The sequence below is a fragment of the Stenotrophomonas sp. STEN014 genome (genome assembly GCF_056760315.1).
On the sequence record NZ_JBRREN010000005.1, the window covers coordinates 1 to 20,683 of the forward strand.

General features: G+C 64.9%; 20 protein-coding genes. 16 read left to right on the top strand and 4 right to left on the bottom strand.

The genetic code is table 11. The features are described 5' to 3' along the window. Positions 1-2,105, bottom strand: a 2,105-nt coding sequence (locus tag ACVOMC_RS08335; protein ID WP_481523578.1) for a winged helix-turn-helix domain-containing protein, incomplete at its 3' end; no start/stop codon positions are given. A 147-nt stretch (positions 2,106-2,252) separates the two neighbouring features. Between ACVOMC_RS08335 and ACVOMC_RS08340 the strand changes: the two genes are divergently transcribed. The 4 genes from ACVOMC_RS08340 (at position 2,253) to ACVOMC_RS08355 (ending at position 8,696) form a co-directional block, all read left to right on the top strand. Further along, positions 2,253-2,906: a hypothetical protein gene (locus ACVOMC_RS08340; RefSeq protein WP_481523579.1), complete on the top strand. Its 654-nt coding sequence runs from the start codon at positions 2,253-2,255 to the stop codon at positions 2,904-2,906. Between the two features lie 273 nt (positions 2,907-3,179). Then, the gene (gene dnaE / locus ACVOMC_RS08345) at positions 3,180-6,767 is read left to right on the top strand and encodes a DNA polymerase III subunit alpha (protein WP_481523580.1); all 3,588 of its coding nucleotides are present in this window, start codon (positions 3,180-3,182) and stop codon (positions 6,765-6,767) included. Between the two features lie 74 nt (positions 6,768-6,841). After that, a complete protein-coding gene (locus ACVOMC_RS08350) occupies positions 6,842-7,801 on the top strand; it encodes an acetyl-CoA carboxylase carboxyltransferase subunit alpha (protein WP_481523581.1) in 960 nt (319 codons plus the stop codon). 115 nt (positions 7,802-7,916) lie between these two features. After that, a complete protein-coding gene (locus tag ACVOMC_RS08355) occupies positions 7,917-8,696 on the top strand; it encodes an alpha/beta hydrolase (RefSeq protein ID WP_481523582.1) in 780 nt (259 codons plus the stop codon). 76 nt (positions 8,697-8,772) lie between these two features. Here the strand turns inward: ACVOMC_RS08355 and ACVOMC_RS08360 are convergent, their stop codons facing one another. Continuing rightward, positions 8,773-9,228 (bottom strand): CopD family protein, encoded by a 456-nt coding sequence (locus ACVOMC_RS08360; protein ID WP_057505801.1) that lies wholly within the window; start codon positions 9,226-9,228, stop codon positions 8,773-8,775. Between the two features lie 63 nt (positions 9,229-9,291). Between ACVOMC_RS08360 and ACVOMC_RS08365 the strand changes: the two genes are divergently transcribed. Further along, entirely contained in the window at positions 9,292-9,888 is a 597-nt protein-coding gene (locus ACVOMC_RS08365; protein WP_481523583.1) for a class I SAM-dependent DNA methyltransferase, read from the top strand. Positions 9,889-9,972: 84 nt separating this feature from the next. Then, on the top strand, positions 9,973-11,295 hold the full coding sequence (locus tag ACVOMC_RS08370) for a polyhydroxyalkanoate depolymerase (protein ID WP_481523584.1): 1,323 nt from the start codon (positions 9,973-9,975) through the stop codon (positions 11,293-11,295). A gap of 67 nt (positions 11,296-11,362) precedes the next feature. Here the strand turns inward: ACVOMC_RS08370 and ACVOMC_RS08375 are convergent, their stop codons facing one another. After that, a complete protein-coding gene (locus tag ACVOMC_RS08375) occupies positions 11,363-12,373 on the bottom strand; it encodes a sensor domain-containing protein (protein ID WP_481523585.1) in 1,011 nt (336 codons plus the stop codon). After that, entirely contained in the window at positions 12,373-12,735 is a 363-nt protein-coding gene (locus ACVOMC_RS08380; RefSeq protein WP_054660281.1) for a PadR family transcriptional regulator, read from the bottom strand. Before ACVOMC_RS08380 ends, ACVOMC_RS08375 begins: the two co-directional genes overlap by 1 nt. Before the next feature lie 152 nt (positions 12,736-12,887). On the opposite strand from ACVOMC_RS08380, the gene ACVOMC_RS08385 reads away from it, so the two are divergent. The 10 genes from ACVOMC_RS08385 (at position 12,888) to ACVOMC_RS08430 (ending at position 20,603) form a co-directional block, all read left to right on the top strand. Continuing rightward, on the top strand, positions 12,888-13,802 hold the full coding sequence (locus ACVOMC_RS08385; RefSeq protein WP_481523586.1) for a peptidylprolyl isomerase: 915 nt from the start codon (positions 12,888-12,890) through the stop codon (positions 13,800-13,802). Between the two features lie 24 nt (positions 13,803-13,826). Then, entirely contained in the window at positions 13,827-14,069 is a 243-nt protein-coding gene (locus ACVOMC_RS08390; RefSeq protein ID WP_481523587.1) for a DUF1653 domain-containing protein, read from the top strand. Positions 14,070-14,364: 295 nt separating this feature from the next. Continuing rightward, the gene (locus tag ACVOMC_RS08395) at positions 14,365-14,658 is read left to right on the top strand and encodes a hypothetical protein (protein WP_054660288.1); all 294 of its coding nucleotides are present in this window, start codon (positions 14,365-14,367) and stop codon (positions 14,656-14,658) included. A 193-nt stretch (positions 14,659-14,851) separates the two neighbouring features. After that, the gene (locus ACVOMC_RS08400; RefSeq protein WP_481523588.1) at positions 14,852-16,654 is read left to right on the top strand and encodes a DUF885 domain-containing protein; all 1,803 of its coding nucleotides are present in this window, start codon (positions 14,852-14,854) and stop codon (positions 16,652-16,654) included. A 298-nt stretch (positions 16,655-16,952) separates the two neighbouring features. Beyond that, positions 16,953-17,222, top strand: coding sequence for a hypothetical protein (locus ACVOMC_RS08405; protein ID WP_481523589.1), 270 nt, complete (start codon positions 16,953-16,955; stop codon positions 17,220-17,222). A gap of 515 nt (positions 17,223-17,737) precedes the next feature. Further along, positions 17,738-18,307, top strand: a complete 570-nt coding sequence (locus ACVOMC_RS08410) for a hypothetical protein (protein ID WP_481523590.1) — start codon at positions 17,738-17,740, stop codon at positions 18,305-18,307. A 92-nt stretch (positions 18,308-18,399) separates the two neighbouring features. Further along, positions 18,400-18,822: a hypothetical protein gene (locus tag ACVOMC_RS08415; protein WP_481523591.1), complete on the top strand. Its 423-nt coding sequence runs from the start codon at positions 18,400-18,402 to the stop codon at positions 18,820-18,822. Positions 18,823-18,840: 18 nt separating this feature from the next. Beyond that, a complete protein-coding gene (locus tag ACVOMC_RS08420; protein ID WP_481523592.1) occupies positions 18,841-19,269 on the top strand; it encodes a hypothetical protein in 429 nt (142 codons plus the stop codon). Positions 19,270-19,479: 210 nt separating this feature from the next. Continuing rightward, positions 19,480-19,911, top strand: a complete 432-nt coding sequence (locus ACVOMC_RS08425; protein WP_481523593.1) for a PH domain-containing protein — start codon at positions 19,480-19,482, stop codon at positions 19,909-19,911. A gap of 254 nt (positions 19,912-20,165) precedes the next feature. Continuing rightward, positions 20,166-20,603, top strand: coding sequence for a hypothetical protein (locus tag ACVOMC_RS08430; protein WP_481523594.1), 438 nt, complete (start codon positions 20,166-20,168; stop codon positions 20,601-20,603). Positions 20,604-20,683: the final 80 nt, after the last annotated feature.

A 20,683-nucleotide genomic window follows, 5' to 3' on the forward strand; every position in this document is an offset into this window, starting at 1 on the left:
TCATTTTGCGTTCCTCGTTGCTGGGCCTGGTGGTCCCAACACCCCCGGGGCCCGGGGGCGGGGGGGGTGCCTTTTTGGCGGGGGGGTGTCTGGTCCTCCCGGGCGCGTGCCCGCTCGCCCAGATTGGCGCGATACCAGGACAGCAAGGCCAGCGCGTACGCATCGTCGCGGCGCACGTCGACATAACGTTGCGCCAGTTGCGCCGCGCGCCGGTATGGCACCTGCGCCTGGGCGGCGGTGTCCGGTGAGGCGGCCAGCGCATCGGCCAGATTGCCCCAGTGCAGATAGTCGTCCGGCTCCAGCACCGTGGCCTGCTGGAACAACCCTGCAGCGACGGCGTATTCGCCGCTGTCAAATTTCATCGCGCCCAGATTGGTCAGCGCCCCGGCATTGGGTTCGATCGACAACGACATGCTGAACGCCCGGCCAGCCTGGGCGCTGTCACCCTGGGCCAGATACAGACCGCCCAGGCTGCTCCACAGGCGACTGTCTTCCGGCTGCAGGAGGGTGGCGGTGACAAAGGCCTCGATCGCCTGGGGCAGCTCGCCGCGCAGCCAGTGGTGATAGCCGAGCAGACGGTAGATCTGCGCGTCGCTGGGCCGCGCCGCCACCGCCTGCTGGAAGTAGTCCAGCGCCCGCGCCTCCTGCCCGAGCGCGCCATAGGTGCGGGCCAACCCGACCAGTCCGTCGGCACGCAGCGCCGGGTCGTCGGTGGCCTGCCGGTACAGGGTCAGCGCGCGCGCGCTCTGGCCGCTGACCCGGGCGATCTCGGCCATCGCCAGGCTCACCTCGCGCAGCCCCGGATCCATCGCCTGGGCCTGCGCGCAGGCCTGCCGCGCCCGCTCGAACGCCACCGCATCGCTGACTCCCTCCAGCCGGGCGATTTCCGCCCGGCAGATGCCAGCCTGGGCGCGGGCGAAATGCGGATCGGCCGCCAGCGCCTGGCGGAAATTGGCGATCGCCCGTTCATTGCCGGTCTCACCGACCGGACGCTGCAGCAATGCCAGTCCGCGCAGATAGGCATCGTAGGCGTCGACGTCGTTGGTGGGCGTCAAGCGCTGCGCCAGCCCCGGGACTTCCCCGGGCAGGTGCCCAAGCAGTTCATGCACCACCTGGCCGGCAATCTCACTCTGCAAGGCGAACACGTCGTGGATCTCGCGGTCATAGGTATCGGTCCACAGCGTGAATCCGGTCGTGGTGTCCGACAGCCGCGCACTGATCCGCACCTTGCCGCCCTCGCGGCGTACGCTGGCATCCAGCAACGTGGCCACCCCCAACCGGCGTCCGATCCGCCGTACATCGTCCTCGTCCTCGGCATTGGCCGGCGCCGCCAGCTGCCGCGCCGCCACCTTCAGGCCCGGCACATCGGCCAGTGCATCGTGCATTTCCACCGCCAGGCCATCGGCGAAATAGCGGTCATCGGCGTTGTCGCTGAGGCTGCTGAAGGGCATCACCGCGATGGAGGCCTCGGCCACCGGCGGTTGCCCGATGGTGGTATGGCTCCGCCACCATCCGCCGGCAGCCAGCACCAGCAGCGCCAGCCCGGTCCCGATCAGCATCCCGCGCGAGCGCAGCCACAACGGCAGCGGCACATTGGCGGCCTGACGCCCCCCGGACAGCCGCGATGCCGGCCTGGGCGCCGGCTCCAGCATCAGGGGCGACTGCGCCGCAGCTGCGCTCTCAGCCAGCGTGGACAGCCCGGTCCCGGGTGGCAGCGGCTCGGTCAGGGCCGGCGTGGCGGTTGACGGCTCTTCGGCCGGCAACAGTTTGCCGATGAACCGGTATCCCAATCCGTGCTGGGTCTGGATATAGCGCGGCTCGTGCGAGTGGTCATCCAGAGCCGCACGCAGCTGGGCGATGGCGCGGGTCAGCACGCCCGGGGTGACGTGCCGGTGGCCCCAGACGGCGTCGAGCAACTGGTCGCGCTCCAGCAATTCATCGGCGTGCCGCAGCAACAGCAGCAATACCGCAAACGCCTTGGGCTCCACGGAATGGAACTGGCCGTCGCGGCTGAGCGTATGCGCGACCGCGTCGACCACGATGCCGTCAAAACGGTAGCGTTCGGTCGCGTGACCAGTGTTACCCGGGTCTCCGGTCGACCCCATCGGCAAGCCCTCATCAAAACCTCAGAAACCAGCGCAATGACTGTCTGAAGGCTCCGCCTGCCATCATGACCCATGCTACGCCCAAGCGGATGCTGGTGCTGCACCGTTCTTCACGGGCGCCCCCCCTTCCCCGCCTGGAGCACCACCATGTACGCCACCTTCGACTCCACCGCCTTCGACGGCCGCCTTCCGCTTCCGCAGGTGCTCGATCAGTCCCCCGGCAGCAATCCCCACCGCCGCAACCATGTGAACGACTTTGTGCTGCTTCCGCGGGAAGTCGAACGCTTCAACCAGCTGCTGGCCCGGTTGGGCCGCACCCGGCCACTGGAAGTCGACCAGCTGGCCACCGCTGCCCGCATCCTGGGCAGCAGCAACACCGCTCCGTCGGCCTGCATCCGGCAGCGGCTGCAGCAGGCCCGGCTCGTGGAGCAGATGCTCCAGGACGATGACTGGGAACCGGTCGCCGAAGCGGTGAGCTGCGCCCGTTGCGTGCTCGGCTATCTGCATGAGAACCGCCAGCTGATTCCTGACTCGGTCCCCGGGGTCGGCCAGCTCGACCAGGCCATCGTGATCGACACGGCATGGCCGCAGCTGGCCGGTGAGGTCGCCAACTTCCTGGACTACCAGCGCCTGCGCCGCATCGAGGCCGAACGCCAGGGGCGCGATTACACGGAAATCGCATTCAGCCGCAGCCTTTGGCTGGAGCTGCGCGAGATCGAAGCGCGCCTGCACGAGCACCAGCGTCGGGTCCGCGAAAACAGCTACGCTCCCGAGCCGATGCGCTACTTCCGCGTCCACTGACACTGCCGGGATGTCGGTTGGCCCCGGTTGCCTGGCCGGGTCGTCCGTCGCCCGGACGGCCACCCGGGCACATGCACATGGTCCTGTACCGCCTGCGGACCCCACGCCGCGGTACAGGAGGCCCATCCCCGCCCGTACCGGCACGGTCGCCAGCGCGCCGCCGGGCGGTCGTCCGGCTCCCGGACCACGAGCCGGCAACCGCCCACGGTGATGTCAAGCCTTGTCCCCACCGGCCCCCACCGCTACCCTGCCCGGGCATCATTCTGGCACAGCATGTCCACTTCCCGTTTCGTCCATCTCCACGTCCACACCGAGTTTTCGCTGGCGGATTCGACCATCCGTGTCCCGGCGAAGCCCGATCAGGCCGACCCCAAGAAAGCCAAACAGGCCAACCTGCTCAGCCGCTCGGTAGAGATGCAGGCGCCCGCGCTGGCCGTCACCGACCTGAACAACATGTTCGCGCTGGTGAAGTTCTACAAGGCCGCCGAAGGCGTGGGGGTCAAGCCGATTGCCGGTGCCGACCTGCTCATCGCCGAGGAAGGCCAGGACCCGTGGCGGATGACGCTGCTGTGCCGCGACCGCGAAGGCTACCTGAGCCTGTCGCGCCTGCTCACCCGGGCGTGGATGGAAGGCCATCGCCCCGAAGGCGGGGTGGCGGTGCATCCGCAATGGCTCAAGGACGGCTGCCAGAACCTGTTCGCGCTGGCCGGCCGCGAGAGCCTGGCCGGACGGCTGGCCGCCGAAGGCCGCCACGACCTGGCCGAACAGCAGCTGGCCGACTGGCAGCGCGTGTTCGGCGATGGCCTGCACCTGGAGCTGACCCGCACCAAGCGCGACGGTGAAGAGGCCTTCAACCAGTTCGCGCTGATGGCCGCCGGCCAGCGCGGCCTGCCGGTGATCGCCAGCAATGACGTGCGTTTCCTGTCGCCGGAGGATTTCGACGCGCACGAAGCGCGCGTGTGCATTTCCACCGGCCGCGTGCTGGATGACCCCAAGCGTCCGCGCGAGTACAGCCGCGAGCAGTACCTGAAATCGCCCGAGCAGATGGCCGAGCTGTTCGCCGACATCCCCGACGCGATCGACAACACGCTGGCGCTGGCACAGCGCTGCAATCTCGAGATGCGGCTGGGTACCTACTTCCTGCCCAACTACCCGGTCCCCGACGACGAGACCCTGGACACCTGGATCCAGAAGATGTCGCGCGACGGTCTGGAAGAGCGCCTGCAGAAGAATCCGCTGGCGCCGGGCATGAGCCGCGAGGACTACTTCGAGCGGCTCGAGTTCGAACTCAACACCATCATCAAGATGGGCTTCCCCGGCTACTTCCTGATCGTGGCCGACTTCATCCAGTGGGGCAAGAACCAGGGCATTCCGATCGGCCCGGGCCGCGGTTCCGGTGCCGGTTCGCTGGTCGCGTGGGCACTGAAGATCACCGATCTGGACCCGCTGCCCTACAACCTGCTGTTCGAGCGTTTCCTCAACCCCGAACGCGTGTCGATGCCCGACTTCGACATCGACTTCTGCATGGACCGCCGCGACGAGGTGATCGACTACGTCGCGCGCAAGTACGGCCGCGAGCGCGTCAGCCAGATCATCACCTACGGCACCATGGCCGCCAAGGCGGTGGTGCGCGACACCGGCCGCGTGCTCGGCTTCCCGTACGGGCTGGTCGACGGCGTTTCCAAGCTGATTCCGAACATCCTCGGCATCCATCTGAAAGATGCGCTGGGCATGGGCAAGGAAGGCGCCAATTCGGAAATGGCCTCGCCGGAGCTGATCGCCCGCTATGAGAGCGAGGACGATGTCCGCGACCTGATCGATCTGGCATTGCAGCTGGAAGACCTCACCCGCAACGCCGGCAAGCACGCCGGCGGCGTGGTGATCGGCCCCGAGCCGCTGAGCGAGTTCTGCCCGCTGTACGCCGAACACGACGAGAACGGCCAGGGCAAGAATCCGGTCACCCAGTTCGACAAGAACGACGTGGAAGAAGTCGGGCTGGTGAAGTTCGACTTCCTCGGCCTGCGCACGCTGACCATCATCGACTGGGCGGTCAAGGCGATCAACAAGCGCCACGAGCGCGCCGGCATCCCGCCGGTGGACATCACCCAGATTCCGCTGGACGACGCGCCGACCTACAAGGACATCTTCGCCAACGGCAACACCGGCGCGGTGTTCCAGTTCGAATCCTCGGGCATGCGCCGCCTGCTCAAGGACGCCCGTCCTGACCGCTTCGAAGACCTGATCGCGCTGGTGTCGCTGTACCGCCCCGGCCCGATGGACCTGATTCCCTCCTTCAACGCGCGCAAGCACGGGCAGGAAGAAATCATCTATCCCGATCCGCGCACCGAAGCCATCCTGAAAGACACCTACGGCATCATGGTGTACCAGGAGCAGGTGATGCAGATGGCGCAGATCGTCGGCGGCTACTCGCTGGGCGGCGCCGACCTGCTGCGCCGTGCGATGGGCAAGAAGGTGCCGGCCGAAATGGCCAAGCACCGCGAGATCTTCCGCGAAGGTGCGGCCAAGGGCGGCGTCGACGGACCCAAGGCCGACGAGATCTTCGACCTGATGGAGAAGTTCGCCGGCTACGGTTTCAACAAATCGCACGCCGCCGCCTACGCGCTGGTCAGCTACCAGACCGCGTGGCTCAAGCGTCACTATCCGGCCGAGTTCATGGCCGCGACGCTGTCCTCGGACATGGACAACACCGACAAGGTGGTCGGCTTCCTGGCCGAAGTGCGCAATCTCGGCCTGACGGTGCTGCCGCCGCGCGTGAACGAATCGGCCTACATGTTCGAGGCCGCCAACGCCGACACCATCCGCTACGGCCTGGGCGCGATCAAGGGTGTCGGCCAGGGCGCCTGCGAGGCGGTGGTCGAAGAGCGCGAACGCAACGGCGAGTACGCCTCGCTGCTGGATTTCTGCGCGCGCATCGAATCGGGCAAGCTCAACCGGCGCACGCTGGAAGCCATGATCAACTGCGGCGCGCTCGATGGCCTGGGCACGAACCGCGCCACGCTGATGCTGCAGCTGCCCGAAGTGCTCAAGGCCACCGAGCAGATGGCGCGCGAGAAGGCCTCCGGACAGAATTCGCTGTTCGGCGCTCCGGATCCGGTCAACACCGCGCTGCAGCTGGACCTGCCGGAAAGCAGGGAATGGGCACTGGGCCAGCTGCTGGAAGGCGAGCGCGAGACACTGGGCTTCTACCTCAGCGGCCACCCGTTCGATCCCTTTGCCGACGACGTCAAAGAGCTGGTCGGCACCGATCTGGGCGGGCTGGAAAAGCTGATCCCCCCGGCGCGTCCTGGCAAGGACGGCGAAAAGCGCGCCTGGCGCCAGGAAGCCCCGGTGATCCTGGCCGGCATGGTGGTGGGGGTGCGCCGCAAGGGCGAGAGCCAGGTCTTCATGCAGCTGGAAGACGGCAAGGGCCGCGTGGAATGCAGCGCGTTCACCGATGGCCTGGCCGAGTTCGGCCACCTGATGACCAAGGACCGCATCCTGGTGGTCAAGGGTGGCCTGCGCGAGGACGAGTTCAACGGCGGCTATGCGTTGCGCATCCGCCAGTGCTGGGACTACGAGCAGCTTTGCGCCGACCATGCGATCCGCCTGTCACTGCGCGTGGATGCACGCGACGGCCCGGTCTGGCAGCGCATCGATGCACTGCTGGACACCCATCGCCCCGGTCGCACACCGCTGCGTGTGGACCTGCTGCTCAAGGATAAGACCGGCAGCATCGCCGGCATGCTCGATCTGGGCGGCAGCGGTGCGGTCCGTGTCAGCACCAAACTGATCGATGCACTGCGCGAAGATCCCGCAGTGCGCACGGTCAAGGTCAAATGCAGCCCGCCGTGGGCCAATTGACCGGACGCACGCGTACGGGTTGATCTGACGCGTTCGGCTACACTTCCCCCCTTTAGAATTCATGACGGTTTCCGATGAACCCGAACTACCTCGATTTCGAGCAACCCATCGCTGATCTGGAAGCCAAGATCAAGGACCTGCGCAGTGCCAGCGCCGGGCCGGCGGTCAATGTCGATGCCGAGGTCAAGGCGTTGGAAGACAAGCTGCGCCTGCGTACCGCGCAGATCTTCCGCAACCTCACGTCGTGGCAGGTACTGCAGGTGGCGCGCCATCCGTCGCGCCCGTATCCGCTGGATTACATCCGCATCTTCTGCGATGAATTCCAGGAACTGGCGGGCGATCGCGCCTTCGCCGATGACAAGGCCATTGTTGGCGGCCTGGCCCGTATCGGCGGCCGCCCGGTGATGCTGATCGGCCACCAGAAAGGCCGTGATACCAAGGAAAAGGTACGTCGCAACTTCGGCATGCCCAAGCCCGAGGGTTACCGCAAGGCGCTGCGCCTGATGAAGATGGCCGAGCGCTTCAAGCTGCCGGTGCTGACCCTGATCGACACCGCCGGCGCCTGGCCCGGCATCGACGCCGAGGAGCGTGGCCAGTCCGAGGCGATTGCCCGCAATCTGATGGAAATGGCCGAGCTGAAGGTGCCGGTGATCTGCACCGTGATCGGCGAAGGCGGCTCCGGCGGCGCGCTGGCACTGGGCGTGGGCGACCGTACCCTGATGCTCGAATACAGCGTCTACTCGACCATCAGCCCGGAAGGCTGCGCCTCGATCCTTTGGAAGGACGCCGGCAAGGCCAAGGATGCGGCCGAGCAGCTGGGCATGACCGCCTCGCGCCTGAAGGGGCTGGGTCTGATCGACAAGGTGATCCGCGAGCCGATCGGCGGCGCCCACCGCAATCCGACGCAGATGGGCAAGCGCCTGAAGGCCGTGCTGCTCAACGAGCTGGACGCGCTGGAAAAGCTGGGCGTGGAGGAACTGCTGGAGCAGCGCTACAAGCGCCTGCGCAGCTACGGAGCCTACGAGGCGGCCTGAGCCCGCCGGCGCAACCGCGCTCTGACAGAAGGCCGGCATTGCCGGCCTTTTTGTTGACTCCCACACGACACCGCCAGGTCCACAATCCTCACCAGCACCCGTCAAGGGCAAGGCGATGAATACCGGAACGAAAGTGGTGGCCAGCGCCTCGGCCGTGGTCGCCGGCATCTATCTGCTGGCCTGCGGCTTTCTGGCCGTCAATGCCCGCGCCCTGCTCTACCACCCTGCCCCGCGTGATCCCGCCACGCCCCACTGGACGCTGCAACGCGACGATGCGCGGATCCTGATCAGCAGCAATCAGCGGCAAAGCCCGCATCTGGTGCTGTACTTCGGCGGCAACGCCGAGGACGTGGCGCAGACGCTGCCGCTGCTGGAGCGCGCCTTCCCCGATGCCGGCATCCATGCCATGCACTATCGCGGCTACGGCGGCAGCTCGGGCATGCCGAGCGAGTCGGCGCTGATCGCCGATGCGTTCTCGCTGTATGACACCCTCGCCGCAGATGCCGGTCGTATCACCGTGATCGGCCGCAGCCTGGGCTCGGGTGTCGCCGTGCAGCTGGCCGCCGCGCGCACTGCCGACCGGCTGGTGCTGGTCACGCCCTACGGCAGCATCGCCGGGCTGGCGGCGCGGATGTTCTCGCTGTTTCCGGTGCGCTGGCTGCTGCGCGACCACTACGAGTCCTGGCGCTTCGCCGGCCGCATCCGCGCCCCCAGCACGCTGATCATCGCCGGCCGCGATACGGTGATCCCCAACGACAGCTCGTTGCAGCTGGCCCGTCATTTCCGCCCAGGCCTTGCCGAGGTCATCACCTTCGCCGACGCCGACCACAGCGACATCACCCGGCACCCGCAATTCGTCGCCGCTCTGCGCCACGGCACCGCGCCGGTGCCATGAGCACGTCCGCTGCGGCGTGGGGTGTGCAACAAAAAGGCCGTCAATGCCGGCCTTTTCATCTCATTTCCTGATCCCCTCAGAACGGCTTGGCCAGCACCAGGTAGACGATGGCGATGAACAGCACCAGCGGCAGCTCGTTGAACCAGCGCAGCGCGCGCGAAGACGGCAACGCCTTGCCCTTGAGCGTGCCCTTCAACCAGCGCCCGGTGACGCTGTAGTAGACCAGCAGCAACACCACCAGTCCGAGCTTGGCATGCAGCCAGCCGGCTGCCCCCGGTGCGACCATGGTCGGGAAATCGGGCAGCACCTTGTAGCCCAGCCACAGCACCAGTCCAAGCAGGAAGGCGATGCCGAACATGATGTGGCCGAAGCGGTACAACCGCTTGCCCATCAGCTGCAGCCGCTCCACCACGGCGGCCTGCCCTGCGGTTTCGGTGAGGTTGACCAGGATGCGCGGCAGGTAGAACACGGCCGCCATCCATGCCACCACGAACACCAGATGGAACGTCTTGACCCAGAAGTACGACTGCATGCACTGGCCCCTTTGGCGGCGTAGGATGATCGCCATTTTCACCGATCCACCTCCCCTGCGCACATGCACGACAAACAGTACGACGCCGCCTACTTCCAACGCTGGTACCGGCGCGATGACATCGGCGGTCCCGCGCGCCTGGCGCGCAAGGTGCAGCTGGCCGTGGCCACGGCCGAGTACTACCTGGAACGTCCGGTCCGCAGCGTGCTGGATATCGGCTGCGGCGAGGGCGCCTGGCGCGCGCCACTGCTGAAGCTGCGGCCGAAACTGCAGTACATGGGCTTTGACAGCAGCGCGTACGCGGTGCGCCGCTATGGCCGCACCCGCAACCTGCATCTGGCCGGCTTCGGTGATTTCCAGTGGCTGCGCCCGTGCGCACCGGTGGACCTGCTGGTGTGTTCGGATGTCATGCACTACGTGCCCAGCCGCGAGTTGCGACAGGGGCTGCAAGGCCTGGCCGAGCTGTGCGGCGGCGTCGCGTTCCTGGAAACCTTCACCGCCGAAGACGACTTCCATGGCGACCACGACGGTTTCCAGCAGCGTCCGGCCCGCTGGTATCGCCGCCAGTTGCGTCGCGCCGGCTTCCAGTCCGTGGGCTCGCACTGCTGGCTCGGGCCGGCCTTCGACGAGGATGTCGCCGCGCTGGAACAGGGCCGCTGAGCCTCGACGCCCGCTTTTAACGCCGCCAGCGCTGGAGTGCGCTATGCTGCGCAGCAACATATGACCATACATAATCAGTGATCCATGCTTTATCAATTGCATGAGTTGACCCGCAACCTGCTCGCGCCCTGGGTTCACCAGGCCCAGGCCAATGCGGCGTTCTTCAACAATCCTGGCCACTGGTGGTCATCCATGCCCGGGGCCGATCGGCTGGCAGCGATGAACGAGCTGTTCCACCGCATCGGCAAGGACTACGAAAAGCCCGAGTGGAACATCCACGAGCTGGAACTGGACGGCGAGATCGTGCCGATCGCCCAGCTCACCGAGGTGGAAAAGCCGTTCTGCAAGCTGCTGCGCTTCAAGCGCCACAGCAACGAGGCTTCCAAGGTCGAGGAACTGCTGGCCCAGCCGATCGTGCTGGTGGTGGCGCCGCTGTCCGGCCACCACGCCACGCTGCTGCGCGACACCGTGCGCACGCTGCTGCGCGACCACCGCGTCTACGTCACCGACTGGATCGACGCGCGCATGGTGCCGGTGGAACAGGGCGAGTTCGGCCTGGACGATTATGTGGAGTATGTGCAGGAGTTCATCCGCCACCTCGGCGCGGAGAACGTGCATGTGGTCAGCGTCTGCCAGCCGACCGTGCCGGTGCTGGCCGCCGTCTCGCTGATGGCCAGCCGCGGCGAAGCCACCCCGCGTTCGCTGGTGATGATGGGCGGCCCGATCGATGCGCGCTGCAGCCCCACCGCGGTGAACAACCTGGCCACGCGCAATCCGCTGTCGTGGTTCGAGAACAACGTCATCCACACCGTGCCGGCCCCGTTCCCCGGCCAGGGCCGCCGGGTGTACCCGGGCTTCCTGCAGCATGCCGGCTTCGTATCGATGAATCCCAGCCGCCACCTGATGTCGCACTGGGATTTCTATACCGATCTGGTCAAGGGCGACATGGACGATGCCAACGCCCACCGCCAGTTCTACGACGAATACAACGCGGTGCTGGACATGCCGGCGCAGTTCTACCTGGACACCATCAAGGTGGTGTTCCAGCAGTTCCTCTTGCCACGCGGCGAGTGGTATGTGCGCGGCGAGCGCGTGGATCCGTCGGCCATCCGCAACACCGCATTGCTGAGCATCGAAGGCGAGCTGGACGACATCGCCGGCCTCGGCCAGACCGAGGCGGCGCAGGCGCTGTGCACCGGTATTCCGGCCTCGCGCCGCAGCCACTTCATCGTCGAGGGCGCCGGCCACTACGGCATCTTCAGTGGCCGCCGCTGGCGCGAGGTGGTTTACCCCACCGTGCGCGACTTCTTGGCCCGCCATGCGCAGCCGACCACTGCTGCCAAGCCACGCAAGAAGGCCGCCGCCGGCAGCAACGTCACCCCGCTGCGGCGTCGCGCGCAGCGCTGACGCCGGAAGTGGAACGCAAAAGGGCGGGATGCGCGAGCACCCCGCCCTTTCTGTTTGCCCGGACGGCTTACAGGCGAACCAGCAGATGCTTGGCCAGCGCGCCGTGCAGCTTGCCGATGCCGCGTGCCAGATGCAGGGTGCCCAGCAGCAGCAGCAGGCCGGCCACCACCGTCAACGGCCACATCCAGAACGGCGAGCCGATATTGACGCCATCGATCCAGATCCCGACCGGCTGCCCGAACAGCAGATCGGCCAACGGTGCGAACACCAGTGCCAGCGACGTCGACAGCAAGGCCGTTGCCAGCGTGAAGTACAGCGTTCCCAGCGGCAGCATCAGCAGGAAATACAGCATCGTCAGCCAGGTCCGGCCGTCGGAGAACATCGCCCCGATGCGCTGCAGCCAGCCCTGGCTGCGATCGGTATAGGCCGGCCGGCGCGGCATGCGCACCCCCAGCAGGGTCTCGATGATGCGACCTTCCAGCAGCGACAGCACCCTCACCGAGCCCAGGAACAGCAGCAGGATCGGGATGCCGATGATCAGGATCAGCAGGCCCAGCGACAGGCTCATGCCCGTCACCACCCAGGTGAAGAAGAAGGTGCCGGTCACCAGCGACAGCAGCATGTAGAACAGCGCGCCATAGGTGTGCGGATCGAGCACCACCCCGAACAGCCGCATCAGCAGCGAACGCGGCGGCGCGGCAGGCGGCTCGGCCTGTGCGGCTCGCGCTGAAGCCGGTTCCGGTGGTGCCGCAGCTGCGGCCACAGCCGCCGCCATCACCGGCACCACCGGTCCAGCGCTGGCACGCGGCGTGCGCAGGGCGCGGTTCACCGTCACTTCGGTCTCGCGGTAGATCTCGGCCACTTCCTCCGGTGCGCCGTAGCTGCCGGCGACCCCGGCAATCACCTCGGCCTCGCTCTTGCCCGGCTGCTCGGCCAGTTCCGAGCGCAGGTATTCCTCGGCGTCGTACAGCGCGTCCTGGATCATCGCCGGGTCCGCGCCGGCCAGCGCCGTGCGCAACTGCTCCAGGTATTCGGGAATCGTCGTCGGCAGCTGCCGCGCGGTGTTTTCGATGTTCATCAGTTGATTCCTTCCAGTACGGACTCGACCGAGTCGCGGGTGGCCTTCCAGGCGGCGATCCACTGCCGCAGAACGGCACGACCGTCGTCATTGATGCGGTAATAGCGGCGCGGTGGACCGGCCACCGACGGTTCAACGTGACTTTCCAGCAGCCCGGCGCCTTCCAGATTGCGCAGTACCGGGTACAACGCGCTCTGCTTGCCGCTGAGCACCCCCTCGCCCACGCGCTCGAGTTCCTTGGCGATCAGGTAGCCGTACAGTGGCTCGGGCGCCTTGGCCAGCACCGCCAGCAACGCCAGCGACACCGTGCCGGTACTGAGTTCTTTCTGGAACTTGCGTAGCTGGGCATCAAGCTCACTCATGGCCCTCACTCCTGCACACTAGCCTGAAGGCAACACTAGTGTTTAGTTCGCTATAGTGAATGTGCCGATAGTCACCCCATCCTGCGCATGGACTGGCCGCGGGGCCCGGCGATCCCGCAGAATCGCCCCACACCCGTTCAGGAAAGTGCCCGATGACGCTTCGCCGTTCGCTGTTGACCCTGGCCTTGGCCCTGTCTCCGCTTTCGCTGCTGGCCGCCGACGCACCGGCCAAATACCGCAGCGCGCAGGAGATCATCGACGCCTCACCGGCCAGCGACTGGCACACGCCGGCGCCGGAAAACCTCCTCTATATGGACGTGGACGGCGGCCGGGTGATCATCGAGCTGGCGCCGGACTTCGCCCCCGAACACGTCGGCAACATCCGCACATTGGCGCGCGAGCACTTCTGGGACGGGCTGAGCATCTACCGCGCGCAGGACAATTTCGTGGTCCAGTTCGGCGATGCCGAGGCCGATGACGCCGCCAAGGCCAGGTCCATGGGCAGCGCCAGAACCCACCTGCCGGCCGAATTCCAGCGCCCCGCCCAAGGCCTGGCCTTCACCGCCCTGCCCGACCGCGATGGTTGGGCCACACAGACCGGCTTTGTCGGTGACTTCGCCGTGGGCAGCGATGGCCAGCACAGCTGGCTGGCGCACTGCTATGGCGCGCTCGGGGCCGGACGCAACAACGCCGAGGACAGCAGCCTCGGCGCCGAGCTGTATGTCGTCATCGGCCAGTCGCCGCGCCAGCTGGACCGCAACATCACCTTGGTCGGCCGTGTGCTCAAGGGCATGGAGCTGCTCAGCGCGATCCAGCGAGGCCCCGAGCCGATGGGCTTCTACGACGATGCCGCGCAGCGCACACCGATCAAGGCCATCACCCTGGGCAGCACGTTGCCGGTCGAGCAGCGCGTACCGCTGCAGGTGCTGCGCACCGATTCGAAAACCTTCGCCGCCACCGTGGAAGCCCGCCGCAACCGCGTCGATGGTTTCTACAAACGCGCCGCCGGCCATATCGACCTGTGCAACATCCCGCTGCCGGTGCGCGTTGGCAGCGCCGTGAAGTAATTCCCCCACCGATTGAGAACCACTATGTCCGAGCTCGCCCCCGCTCCCGAACTGGCCCCGGGCCGCTACCGCCACTACAAGGGCATGGACTACGAGGTCCTTGGCGTCGCCCGCCACAGCGAAACCCTGGAGCCGGTGGTGGTCTACCGTGCGCTCTACGGTGAAGGCGGACTGTGGGTGCGGCCGTACGCGATGTTCTGCGAAACCGTGGTCATCGAGGGCCAGCCGGTGCGCCGTTTCGCGCCACTGGCGTCCGCCGCAGGATAAGCGCGGCGTCTGGTCCGGCATGGGTGTACCGCAGCGCGGCGGTTGCGCCCGCAGGCGGATGGGGAAACGCCTGAAGGCGTCCATCCCAACGTACGCGAGCGCTCGTCCACTGCACTGCACTGCACTGCACTGCAACAGGCTCCTCGCATACAGGCCGGCACCGGTCAGAACCGCCTGCACCGCGTGCGGGCCCGGCAAACACCCCGGTATGAAGCGCCGCGATTTCCCACGTGCGCTTCACCCGTCCTTTTCCGCGCCGTACCTATGCTGGCGCTCCATTGCCCGGAGGTTCCCAATGCCTATCCTGCGTATCCGCATTACCGGCAGCGCCGACGACGCGCGTGCCATCAGCAACCTGCTGTCCAGCCTGGAGGGCGTCGAACACATCGAGGAAACCGACGATCTGATGCCCCACCTGGATGATGAGGACTCCAGCTCGGCGGGGCTGTCCGATGAACATGGCCCGGGAATCCATGAGCTGGAAATCGAAGTCGGCAACGCCGCCACCTCCCAGAACGTGCATCTGGCGGTAGAGCGGCTCGCGCGGACGCTGGATGTCTTTGTCGAATACGAGCACGACGAAGGCTGACCGCGCCGCCAGCTCATGGCGGCAATACCGGCGTCATGCCGCCACGGGGATGCCCCTGGCTTCGCGGGGGCTCCCGGGCAGCGGCCGGTTGGCCTGCGGGCCGCCCCAGCACCGCTACACCAACCAACGGCAGGTGCAGCCGCCACCACAGCCACCTATGCTGGCCGACATCAATCGCCCCATAGGATCACCGATGCGCAAGCACCTGCTCGCCGCCGCCCTGCTCGCCAGCCTTGCCGGCTGCCAGAGTGGCGAAGCCCCCACCACCCCGTCCGCCGCCACCGAGCAGGCCGGGCAGAGCCAGGCCGACGCCCAGTTCGCCGAACTGTCCAAGAAGGCCCTGGACACCTGGATGCAGCTGTCCCCGGTCAGCGCCACGCAGATCGGCGATCACCGCTTCGATGCCGAACTGGACGACGTCAGCGCCGCCGGCCAACAGAAGAGCCTGGAAGCGAGCAAGGCGCTGCTGGCCGATCTGGAGAAGATCGACGTGAGCAAGCTCGGCCGCGAGAACCAGGTCGATGCCGCCATCCTGCGCAACCAGCTGCAGTCGGACATCTGGTCCAACGAGACCCTGCAGTCCTGGCAGTGGGACCCGCAGGTCTACAGCGGCCTGGCCGGCAGCGCCATCTACGGCCTGATGGCGCGCGAATTCGCACCGCTGCCCGAGCGCCTGAAATCGGCCACCGCGCGCATCGAGAAGATCCCGCAGATCTTCGCCGCCGCCCGCGCCAACCTCGATCCGGCGCGGGTACCGAAGATCCATGCCGAAACCGTCGCCAAGCAGAACCGCGGCATCCTCAGTCTGGTGGAAACCTTCATCGTGCCCAACCTCGGCCAGCTCGAAGCGGCCGACCAGGAGCGCCTGAAGACCGCCATCGCCGGCCTGACCAAGGCGGTGGAAGAGCAGCAGACCTGGCTGGACAGCACCCTGGTACCCAACGCCAAGGGCGAGTTCCGCATCGGTGCGGAAAAGTACGACCAGAAGCTGAAGTTCTCGCTCAACTCCTCGCTGTCGCGCGCCGAGATCGGCGAGCGCGCCCGTGCCGAACTGGCCCGCGTGCGCACCGACATGTACGGCATCGCCCAGGTGGTGTTGAAAGACAAGCCCGGCGCACCGCAGATGCCGGCCAATCCCACCGACGCCCAGCAGCAGGCGGCGATCGAAGCGGCGCTGGAACTGGCCTATGCCGACAAACCGGCCCGCGACAAGGTGGTCGAAGACGCCAAGGCCGCACTGGACCAGTCCACCGCGTTCGTGCGTGAGCACGACCTGATGACCCTGCCCGATTCGCCGGTGGACATCATCCTGATGCCCGAATTCCAGCGCGGCGTAGCCGTGGCCTACTGCGATTCGCCCGGCCCGCTGGACAAGAATCTCAAGACCTTCTACGCCGTCTCGCCGATTCCCGACGACTGGAACGACAAGCAGGTCGATTCGTTCCTGCGCGAATACAACAGCCGCATGATCCACCTGCTCTCCATCCACGAAGGCACGCCGGGCCACTATCTGGAAGGCTGGCACTCCGGCAAATTCCCCTCCACCCTGCGCGCCGTGCTGCGCTCGGGCCTGTTTGCTGAAGGCTGGGCGGTTTATACCGAACGCATGATGCAGGAACAGGGTTATCTGGATAACGACCCGCTGTTCCACCTGGTGCAGCTCAAGTTCTACCTGCGCACCATTGCCAATGCCATCCTCGACCAGGGCGTGCACGTGGACAACTGGAGCCGCGAGCAGGCCATGCACCTGATGACCCACGACGCCTTCCAGCAGGAAAGCGAAGCCTCGGGCAAATGGATCCGCGCCCAGCTCACCTCCGCGCAGCTGCCGACGTATTTTGTCGGCGCGCAGGAACACTTCGACACCCGCAAGGCCGTGGAAGAAAAGCAGGGCGCCAACTTCAACCTGAAGGCCTACCACGACCAGATCCTGTCCTACGGCGCCCCGCCGGTGCGCTTCGCCCGCCAGCTGATGCTGGACCAGCCGATCGAGTGATCGTGACCGCTGATTGATTGTCAAAAAGCCCGGCATTCGCCGGGCTTTTTCTTTAAAAAATGCCGTGGCCTCCCGGCGTTATCACCCGCTCTCGGGCTAATAGGTGCTTATCCAGCAAAATTGGGGGTTTTGCGGGGGAGCGTCGTGCGCGCTTATCCCTCCAGCAGCGGCCAAGCCACTGACCTGAAAGGCCTGCCATCCCTTTCCAACTCCTTGGATGTGGGGTAATACTCCGTGCTACACCCCACTTCTGGGGTCTACTTAGAGTTAGGCAGCACACCTCAAGGGGAGACGCATCATGAAGAAGGCTGCTCGCTGGACTTCCGTTACAGCGTTACTCGTCGTTGCATCTACTGTTAGCGCATCAACCCAGTACGAGATTGAGGTGTCGCACAACGACGATCTTTTCGTCATCAATGGCGAAAAGTACGAGGCAAAGACGTATTGTTTCAATATGGAAGAAGGTGATCGCGTGATCTTTCTGGAAGGCAGCCCTTACGGTGCTTGTGCTTCAGCAAAGATCCTAAACCTTCGCACAAAGAAGGTCTGTGAGGTTTGGTGCGAGTGATGCTGCCTAACAATTCATTCAAGCCGAAGCCGCTTCGCGGCTCGGCTTAATTCCGGCGTTAGCCTTTTGAGCAGCATTTCTCGACGTCAACAAAAATGGCGAGTAACGCTACGGAGGGAACGCCTGCTGCCCACACCGAGGGTCGCAGCGATCGCGTTTCCGGCCATATATCTGATTACATTCGCCGGGAAAATGCTTGCCCTAGGTTCGTGGCCCATCGGGCTTGGGCTGCTAGCTACAATCACCCTGTCGGTGTACTTAGCAAAGCTCCTTATTTGCTACTTACTTCAAGGGGACATCGCCGGGCGAAAAGGCGGCCCAATCATGCAGGGCGCAAGCCTCTACCCATTAGTTCTCGCGTCTTTCCTTCCAGGCTGCCTGCTTTTGATTTTCTGCTTCATTAAACTCTACTCCATGGTTCCTTCCGCTCCATTTGGAGGGCGAGGCTAACAATTCATTCAAGCCGACGCCGCTTCGCGGCGCGGCTTAATTCTGGCGTTAGGCTGCAAAAGACAATGCGTCGCTTCTCACTAAGAAACCCCGACTTTGAGATATCGCCTATCCACCATCTGGAACTGGAGTGGGCGGGAGCTGCTCATCAATCGCTGGCTAGGCAGCTAGGGTTCCAGGTCCAGTTCTCGCAGTTCTTCAAGTATCTTCTTGAGAACCTTCAGTCAGTGCCGGTGGAGCATCCTGATTGGCGGCCAATGAGCCTCTCGCTTTCTGTTCGGGCCGGAGCTATACGCACTTATGTGCTTCTGGCTGTTTCAATCGTAGAGGCGGCTCTGGCTGCTCTTGGCGAGGAGCGCGGCCTTGGTCGACGACCGGATGAACTTTACGACCGTACTTTCGGCGGCCTTCTAAAGGCGTGGGAGGACAACGGTCAACCCAGACCGGAGGTGGCGAGAATTTGGGATCACCTCCAACTACTTAAGGCTGTACGCAACTACATCCATCTTCCCAACGCTGCGGGCGCAGATGATGCCCACTGGCAAGAGATACTTGCTCGCCAAAACGACATATTGGTTGCGTGTGACACGGTGATCGATCATTTGCGAGACCTGTGCCATGTCTTTCGTGATTAGGCCGCTGCCGCAGATGCAGCCTAACAATTCATCCAAGCCGACGCCGCTTGGCGGCGCGGCTTAACTCAGGTGTTAGGCCGCATGGGAGAGTTATGAGGCTCGTACTGCAGTTCGTTCTCTACTTCCCGCTGCTGTACGGCTACTGGCACGTTCACTCACGACTCGCACTGTGGGTGCAGTGGCTCCCTGACTTGTTCACCTCACGCCCATTCCAGTTGTCTGGGCTTCTTGCGGCTTCCGCCCTCTGCGGCCTGCTCGCCGGCATCGCCTTCTCGGTTCCGGTTGCGCTGCTTTATCGCCAGTACGCCGTTCTTGCTGCGGCTACTATCTCGTTCATCGGCGCCGCCTTCGATTTCTATCTCATGTCGGCACCATCTTCTAGACCATTCACGGTTGCAGCTCTGGCAATAGACTTGCTTGTGTTCGCGGCTGCGCTTCCGGTTGTAGTTCTAACGCTCCGTCGGCTGCGGCCTAACAATTCATTCAAGCCGAAGCCGCTTCGCGGCTCGGCTTAATTCAGGCGTTAGGCCGCCATGTCGAAATTACTTGCTCTCATTGCCTATCTTCTCATGTCCACCCCCGCCGCGGCCATGTCGTGCGGCGGGCAGCAATCCGTAAGGCAGGCCTACTCGGCAGCAGAGAATGTCTTCTCGGCTCACGTCGAGGAAATCTATGCGGCACCCGGTTTTGGCCAAGACAGCTTCAACTTCGCAAGGCTACGTGTTCTTCAAGTCTGGAAAGGCGGTTTGGTTCCAGGGGACACTGTCCCGACAATCGCTGAAGACTCAATCAACTTTGTCGGTGATGGCTTCGTCCCCCTCCAAGGCTCCGACGTTCTTGTGTACACAGGCGGGAGAGAGCCCTTCGTCATCGCCACCTGTTCCAGATACGGTTTATTGGCTAGTACGCGCGACCTTTCGGCGCTGCAAAGGCTGTCCAGACGGGCCCATGGCAGCGAGTAGCCAAGGTAAGCAACGCGCACCCGGGGCTCAGTCAATGCCTGCATTGCGGTGTTTCCCCAAGTGCGGCCGATGGCCTTACCCGGGCCGAAGTACGGTGCCAGATCCACCTTTACAAAAGCAATTAGTTCAAACCTATTGCCCTGACCTGCGCGGCGCCTACAATTCCGCCTTCACCGCACAACAACTCGCAACTACGGGGACGGCTTCAACATGGAAACCAATGCAATTCTGGCCTGGACGCTGGTATCGGAATGCCCGATTCCGCAGGACGTGAACGAGATCCTGATGCCCGGCGAGACCGCCGTGGCGGCCTACAAGACTTTCCGCGATTCAGCGGTGTTCACCAACAAGCGGTTGATCGTGCGCGACGCGCAGGGCATCACCGGCAAAAAGGTGGAGATCTATTCGCTGCCGTACTCTTCGATCTACATGTGGTCGTCGGAGAACGGCCACGGCCTGTTCAACTTCAACTCCGAGATCGAACTCTGGACCAAGGCCGGTCACATCAAGGTCAACCTCAACAAGGGGCTGGACGTGCGCCGCTTGGACAACCTGATCGCCCAGGCGGTTCTGGGCGGCACAGTCGCACCGGCCGCCAGCATGGCTCAGGCGGCGCCCGGCAACCCACCGCCGTTGCCGTAACCAGCAAGTCGCCCGGGTAAGCAACGCGCACCCGGGACTTATTCAATGCCTGCATTGTGGCTTCTCCCCGGGTGCGGCCGATGACCTTACCCGGGCTACTCGGCTGATCAACGGCTCGGCCATTCGCTCAAGCCGCACCCGCCTGGCGGGCTTGCTCATTCCGATTGGCAGGTGCCAGGGACCGTACCGCCGATGCCACGGCGGCGACGCGCCCCAGACATCGGTTCGACTTACAGCACATAAGGAGACGACTCATGCGTTTGTGGATGATGCTTCTGCTCGCCCTGGGACTGGCAGGCGGATTTAACTGGTGGAGCAAGCGTGCCCCCTCCGCCCTTCCCACGATCACCGCAGACAGCGGGGTCAGCAGCAATCGATTCATTCCGTTGGAAATGCCCGGCGGCACACCACGCAATACCGTATTGGTTCTGGCGCCACCCAACTGTCCTTCGGAGCAGGCGCAAAAGGCCGAAGCCCTGATCCATGCACTGAAAGATCATGGTATTCCCGTCACAAGGGGCAGCTCGATTTCCTTCGAGCTTGCAAATCCCGATGCGGAGCAGCGTGCGGCGGTGGATCGCACCGTCGAGGTTTTCAAGCAGGGCGCGCCAGCCGTATTTATCAACGGCATGGGAATGTCCAACCCCAGCTTCGCGCAGGTTGCCGCAGTTTACGAAGACAGCCGTCGCTAGAGCGGTTTGCGTCGAGGCGATGCAGGATATGGAAGATGCCCCGCCTGCTGGCGTTTGGGTCCGCCGCGCCAGCATCTGCG